This is a genomic window from uncultured Campylobacter sp. (assembly GCF_938045625.1).
Lineage (GTDB): Bacteria > Campylobacterota > Campylobacteria > Campylobacterales > Campylobacteraceae > Campylobacter_A.
In genome coordinates this window covers 1-5248 of sequence record NZ_CALIAV010000075.1, presented here as the reverse complement: position 1 = coordinate 5248, position 5248 = coordinate 1, and the positions used below count along the sequence as shown (strand labels likewise).

The window sequence follows — 5248 nt, the reverse complement described above, 5'->3', positions numbered from 1 at the left end:
AGCGCGAGATCTGGGATATCTGGAGCGAGCTAGCGGGCGAAAATCTGCCGCTGCCGCTAGGAGGCATGGCGGTTCGCCGCAGCCTGCCAATAACGGACGCCATCGAGTGCGAGCGCGTGCTAACTGAAGGCGTGCGCATCGCCACCGCGCATAAGCCCTTTTTATCGCACATGCTGATGGAGCGAAATCTCATCCGCGTAGACGATGCAAAGCTCGAAAAATATCTGAGCCTTTATGCCAACGAAGCCTCGATCGAGCTTTCGGGGGTACAGATAAGAGCGGTGGATAGGCTGTTTGAGCTTGGTTATGAGCGCGGATTTTACCCTACGCCGCTTAGTGCGCAGGAGAATTTTATCCCGCGCGAATATAACGAGATCCGTTTCGCGGACTGCGGTGGGCAAAACCCGATGTAAAGGCGGGCGAGGTTAAAATTTAGCTGAAATTTAAGCCTTGCTTCGGCTGATTTTGCTCGAAATACTACCCCTTCGTTTCGGCTAAATTTCTAGGCGTTAAGGGGTTTGCGCCTCGGCTAAAATTTTACTTCGGCGTAAAAGCAGACGCGTGGTAGAATTTTATATCGCTTTTGTCGTAGCGGTAATGTATCGCCGCTAAGCTGCGCCAATCGACCGCGTGCTGTGGCGCCATTGTCGCAGTGCGATGTTCCGCCTCAAATTTACGGCTACGCGGCGATGAAATTTTATACGCGGAGGTACGCGCAGCTGTATTTTGTACCGCAGAGTGCGAGCTGTGCGTGCGATGTAGCGCGCCGCTGAAAACGTATTGAAAGCGAGCTAAATTTAATCGTAGCAGCAGCGTTAAATTTTAAGATAGCGTTTGCGTTTCGCATCGTGCGGCGCGGCGGTGTATCGCTAAATTTTAAAACGATACGCGGCGAGCATGAAATTTTAAATTTACGAAACCAAAAAATGAAATTTAAAAGGCAAAATTTTGAAAACAAAGCAGATAGATTTTAGCAAATACACCTCCGTGCGCATCGGCGGGAGCTTCGCGGTGCAAATTTTAAAAGACGAGGCCGATTTTGCGGAGTTTGAGAGTATCCGCGAGCGCGCGATTATCGGCGGCGGCAATAATCTGCTCATCTCGCCCGCGCCGCCGCACCTTGCGATGCTAAGCGAGGAGTTCGACCGCATAAGCCTAAGCGGCGATGTCCTTAGTATCGGGGCTGCGACGAAGTCGGGCAAAATTTACAACTTCGCTAAAAAGCAAGGCCTCGGCGGCTTTGAGTTTTTGCGCAACATCCCAGGGCAGCTCGGCGGGCTAATCAAAATGAACGCGGGGCTTGCCGGCGCTAGCATCAGCGATAGCCTGCTTGCCGTGCGCCTAACGCGCAGCTGGGTGGAGCGCGAGCGGATAAGCTTCGGCTACCGAAGAAGCGGGATCAAGGAGCCGATTTTAGGCGCCGAGTTTAAAATTTCACGCGGTTTTGATGTCTCGCTCGCCGCGGATTTCGCCGCCAAACGCGCCAACCAGCCAAAGGGAGCAAGCTTTGGAAGCTGCTTTAAAAACCCGCCGAATGACGCCGCAGGCAGGCTGATCGAAGCGGCGGGATTAAAAGGCCACGCGATCGGCGGAGCGAAATTTAGCGAGCAGCACGCAAATTTCATCATAAATTTCGGCAGCGCGAGCTTTGAGGATGTGATTGCGCTCATAAATTTAGCGCAAAGCCGCGTTTTTGAGGAATTCGGTATCGAACTGGAAACCGAAGTCGTGGTGCTATAAAAAGGAATTCGTATATTTTGCCCCGACTAAACTTGCTCGGTTGTCTATTTCGTCTTTTTGCACTGGATTTTTTTATGCTTTGAAATTTTAAAATACCGATGAAATCGTCAAATTTAAAAGCGCTCGAATAGGGTGCGTCGGCGATACTAGCCGCTGTTTCATCGCTTAAAATAGTCGCTACAAAAATAGCCCGCAAAAGTAATCAATTTTATCCCGTTTATCTCGCCATGAAAAACAGTTGTTGAATTTTGCGCGCCAAACCGACGCGATCGTCTAAATCGGCGTTCCGTAACCGTCTAAGCGGGTAAGCAAATTTAGCTCAGATAGTAACCCGCTAAAGCCGCGACGATGGCGAGAGTAAGCGCGGCCGTTAATTTATATAGCCGCAAAGCTCCGGCGCAGCGACTTTTCATATCGCGGATTTTAGGTGGCTTGCTAGCTAAATTTAGCTCCGCAAGCGCCGCGTCAAATTTACCGCAATCAAGCCTCCCCTCCGCAAAATCTCTAAAAATCAGCGTATCAAAATGCAGCCTAACGTGCAGATAAAACAGAGCCGCAAAAGCCGTCAAAAAGCCCGCAATAACGGCAAAATGTGTAAAAATAGTAAGACAGACGGCTAGCTGAAGTAAATTTAACAAAAAAACAGCCTGTGCGTCGCTAAAAATCTAGCCGTAACCAGCGCCAAGGCTCTATCGTCCGTACTTTGGCGGCATTCCCGCTCCCCGCCTTGCGCCGATTTTTCGTTTTGCTCCGCATTCGTCATTTTCCCTCCTCTTTTTGGGTGTTTGCCTTTGGTTAAATTCCCGTTCATTTTCGCCGAGAATTTTGCAATGCCGCTTGTTTTTTGTCCGCAAATTTTTAAATTTGATCCCTCAAACCGGACTTGATCAAATTTAGCCTGCGCCTATTTCGCGCTTAAATTTGCCGCACTTGCTTTTGCGAATTTAGTTGGTCTTTACTCCGCTTTCGAATTTACGCGGGCTTCTGCGGCTAGCCGCGCTATCCGATCGCGCAGCGAGCTAGCGACTGCGATCTTTTCGCGGCGAGATTTTAGCAAATTTAGCGCCTCGTCAAAGCCTAGTCTCGCGTAAATCACCAGCCAAGCAAGCAGCACCGACGCGCTCCTACCGTAGCCCAGCGCGCAGCACACTAGCACCTTTTTATCGTTTGCTTCGGCGGCTCGTTCGTTTGAGTCCGTGAGAATTTGCCCTGTCTCGGCGATCTTGCTTTCATTTGCCGAGCCGCGCGTTTGCAAATTTACCCGCGGGCTCGCTTGCTCGTGAAATTTAAAATCTCGCCCGTGCGCGTAGCCTGCCTTGGCGCTAAAATTTGATCCTATCTCCGCCGCCCTTTGCTGCAAATTTTCGCCGCCACAAAGAGTCGTTTTTACGAGCTGATCGAGTTCGTCCGCGCCGCGTTTTAGCTCGTCCTCGCTCGGCGTTATCATATCTAGCATAGGTAGGCTCGCATAAATTTGCGCGCCGCCAGGCCGCTCAAACTCGGCCGCACAGTCCAGCACCGCGTCAAATTTGCCCGCCTGCTTAACCGAGCCTAGATACAGCCCGGGTAAAATCTCGTCTGAAAGCCGGCGTCCGCGCAGCCAAAAAAGCGCATTTAACCGCACTACGCAAAGATAGGGGAAAAGTAAAGCTTTAGCCGCGGCGGCGTGACGGCCTTGCCCGTTTTTAGCAAAAACTCCCGCGCCTAAAAACGCATAACCGCAAGCAACCAGCGCGAAACTAAAGCTCGCCCACGATAGCCACAGCATCCACGCGCCCCAAATTTTAGCTCCCAAAATCGCCCCAAAAAGCGTCAAAAACGCAAGCCCTAGATATAGCGCCGCCCATTTGTAGCGAGCGGCCTCCCTAGCCATGGCAAATCTAAGCGGCGCGCCCTCTGGCGGACGAATCAGAAGCACGAGGCATCCCGCAGCCATCCCTGTCGGAATGTCGATAAAATGGTGCTGATACGTGGTCAGTACGCTAAGGCCGATGAGCGCAAACCACGCGACAAGCGCCGCCTTGAGCCAAACCGCGCGCGCCTTGCGAAGGTAAAATGCGCCCACCACGACGCAAAGTATGATGTGTAGCGACGGAGCTTGATTAAACGGGAGGTCAAAGGCGGCGAGGCTTGAGAACAAAAAGCCGCTAAGGCCCGAAACCGCGGGCTTCTCCCACGACATTTGCAGAGGAAAAGCGATAAAAAACAGCGTCGCGATCATCTGCGCGGCTAGCAGCTGCGTAACGTAGCGCGCGAGCTCCCTAGCGTCACGGCAGAGGAAAAATCCAAGAGCGTAGAGTAAATTTAGCGACCAGTACGGCACGATACTCCACGCCCAAAACGGCAGTGCGCGCTCCCACGCGAAATAAATCTCGGGCACGTTCGCGCGAGCGCTCGCGAGGGCGTTTGTAGCGCTGTAGCTAGCGTAAAATATCGCCGCAACGACGACTAGCGCGGCCAGCTGCGATAAAAACGGTTTTGTTTTCATTTTTGCCTTTTTTGCTAATTCTATCAAATTTTAGCGGATTTGCGTTTTTACGGATTTATCGGTCCGAGATCGTTTGCTTGACGCAAATTTGTAAACTTTACGCACCGAGACCCGCATCTTTAAGGTACTAAATTTGAATTAGTCAAATTTATCGTTATGAATTAAACTTTTTGTGCAAGTCAATCTTTTTTGTTAAGGGGGAAGGGGCTTGAATTACGCTCTGCTAGCAGTTGCGAGCGCTAGCGAAGCAAAAGAGCTCCCTTCCCCCTTAACGATCCCCCAACCCCTACGACGTGAGATGATGTAGCGACACTGCTTTGCTGATGCAAAGCGTCGCAAATTTAAATTTAGCATTTTTGCGGTACGGGTCTCGGCAACTCAAATTTACAAAATTTGAGTTCAAATTTAAACGTAAAACGATAAGGCGAAGTATCGCGAGATGATTTTTCGAGTTTTGAAGCAAAATTGAGCGTGCGCTAGGCTATAGCCTGCAGAGCGAAAATTTTGCGAAATCTCGGAAAAGCACTCACGAGACGAGCCGCTAAATTTTAACAGCTAAACTAACGCTAAATATCCCATCCCCATCTATCCACTCTTTTACTTTTTTAAATCCCGCATTTTCCACGAGCTGATCCATCTCGGCTTGGCTACGGCGGCGCATGATCCACGCCGCACCCTGCCTGTGGCTAGATAGAGCGCGCGCGATCATCTCGAGCTGCGGGTGCCACGGCTGGTTGGTGTAGATTAGGTAGCCGCCGCTTTTTACGCTGCTTGAAAAGCCTTGTAGCGCGGTGCGCACGACTGAGTTATCAGGAAAAAGCTCAAACAGTCCCGACACGACGCCTAGCGTATATGCGTCCTGCAGACCATCGTAGCTAGCGGCTTCAAACGCATTTGCCTGCGTAAAGCTCGCGACGTCCTGCAGCCCGCGCTCTTTTATCATTTCACTGCCGGCTTTTACGTTTATGTCGCTGTAGTCGCGTAGCGTTATGCGCTCAAATTTATGCCCCTGCGCGGCGT

Annotated in this window: 7 protein-coding genes; 3 read left to right on the top strand and 4 right to left on the bottom strand. The window is 51.1% G+C overall.

From position 1 onward, the window contains the following. The 3 genes from Q0386_RS07530 to Q0386_RS07520 all read left to right on the top strand — a co-directional run. Positions 1 to 413, top strand: a 413-nt coding sequence (locus Q0386_RS07530) for an MqnA/MqnD/SBP family protein (RefSeq protein WP_367272401.1), incomplete at its 5' end; no start/stop codon positions are given. Positions 414 to 635: 222 nt separating this feature from the next. Next, on the top strand, positions 636 to 773 hold the full coding sequence (locus Q0386_RS07525) for a hypothetical protein (RefSeq protein WP_299029296.1): 138 nt from the start codon (positions 636 to 638) through the stop codon (positions 771 to 773). Between the two features lie 175 nt (positions 774 to 948). After that, positions 949 to 1740, top strand: coding sequence for a UDP-N-acetylmuramate dehydrogenase (locus Q0386_RS07520; RefSeq protein ID WP_299029293.1), 792 nt, complete (start codon positions 949 to 951; stop codon positions 1738 to 1740). 314 nt (positions 1741 to 2054) lie between these two features. Here the strand turns inward: Q0386_RS07520 and Q0386_RS07515 are convergent, their stop codons facing one another. The 4 genes from Q0386_RS07515 to Q0386_RS07500 all read right to left on the bottom strand — a co-directional run. Continuing rightward, positions 2055 to 2378 carry a hypothetical protein gene (locus Q0386_RS07515; protein ID WP_299029291.1) on the bottom strand — a complete coding sequence of 108 codons (324 nt, stop codon included), beginning with the start codon at positions 2376 to 2378 and terminating at the stop codon, positions 2055 to 2057. Further along, entirely contained in the window at positions 2372 to 2503 is a 132-nt protein-coding gene (locus Q0386_RS07510) for a hypothetical protein (RefSeq protein ID WP_299029288.1), read from the bottom strand. Before Q0386_RS07510 ends, Q0386_RS07515 begins: the two co-directional genes overlap by 7 nt. Positions 2504 to 2695: 192 nt before the next feature. Further along, the gene (locus Q0386_RS07505; protein ID WP_299029286.1) at positions 2696 to 4228 is read right to left on the bottom strand and encodes a phosphatase PAP2/dual specificity phosphatase family protein; all 1533 of its coding nucleotides are present in this window, start codon (positions 4226 to 4228) and stop codon (positions 2696 to 2698) included. A 541-nt stretch (positions 4229 to 4769) separates the two neighbouring features. Beyond that, the coding region (locus tag Q0386_RS07500; RefSeq protein WP_299029284.1) for a class I SAM-dependent methyltransferase family protein at positions 4770 to 5248 on the bottom strand (479 nt) is incomplete at its 5' end.

What these genes read in the sequence shown, in the direction of transcription:
- Q0386_RS07510 (WP_299029288.1), bottom strand. Translation starts at nt 2,503, where the DNA reads ATGACGAATGCGGAGCAAAACGAAAAATCGGCGCAAGGCGGGGAGCGG.
- Q0386_RS07505 (WP_299029286.1), bottom strand. Translation starts at nt 4,228, where the DNA reads ATGAAAACAAAACCGTTTTTATCGCAGCTGGCCGCGCTAGTCGTCGTT.